This window comes from Burkholderia sp. E168m15 (assembly GCF_016586105.1).
GTDB classification, from domain to species: domain Bacteria; phylum Pseudomonadota; class Gammaproteobacteria; order Burkholderiales; family Burkholderiaceae; genus Burkholderia; species Burkholderia orbicola.
Map to the genome: position 1 here is coordinate 1 of NZ_BCPO01000200.1, position 844 is coordinate 844.

Genomic DNA, 844 nt, shown 5'->3' on the forward strand with positions numbered 1-844 from the left:
CGCGGGTGCGGGGGCAACCTTCGACGTCAGCGGCGCGACCACGCCGCAGACCACGGGTACGCTGTCGGGCGTGGCCGGTTCGACGGTGAACCTGGGGGGCAACAACCTGACGCTCGGCGGCACGGGCAGCGGCACGTACGGCGGCACGATCGCGGGCGCGGGCGGCAGCCTCACGTTGTCGGGCACGGGTACCGAAACGCTGACGGGCAACAATACCTACACGGGTGGCACGAATCTCACCGGCGGCGGCACGCTGATCGCGGGCAGCGGCTCGGCGCTCGGCACGGGCGCGCTGAACACGAGCGGCGCGGGCGGCACGCTCGGCACCAGCGTGGCCGGTACGACGCTGACCAACGCGATCAATCTCGGTTCGGGCTCGACATTGACGGTTGGCGGTGCGAACAACCTGGGTCTCGGCGGCGCGATCTCGGGCAGCGGCAACCTCGCGGTGAATGGTCCGTCGACGACGACGCTCACCGGCGCGGGCACGTACACCGGCAACACGACGATCGGCAACGGCAGCACGCTGGCGGTCGGCGCGGGCGGCAGCCTGTCGTCGGGCAGCGCGATCGATCTGGCCGGCGCGGGCGCGACCCTGGACGTGAGCGCGGCCACGTCGCCGCAGACCACGGGCACGCTGTCGGGCGCAGCCGGTTCGGCGGTGAACCTCGGCGGCAACACGCTGACGCTCGGCGGGTCGGGCAACGGCACGTTCGGCGGAACGGTCGGCGGCACGGGCGGCTTGACGCTGTCGGGCACCGGCACGGAAACGTTGACGGGGACCAACACGTACACCGGTGCGACGACGATCAACAGCGGCACGCTGGCGATCGGCGCGGGCGGC

At 72.6% G+C, this 844-nt stretch carries 1 protein-coding gene; it reads left to right on the forward strand.

All coding sequences use genetic code 11. From position 1 onward, the window contains the following. Positions 1 to 844: autotransporter-associated beta strand repeat-containing protein (locus JMF86_RS31440; protein WP_201317265.1), on the forward strand; the 844-nt coding region annotated here is incomplete at both ends.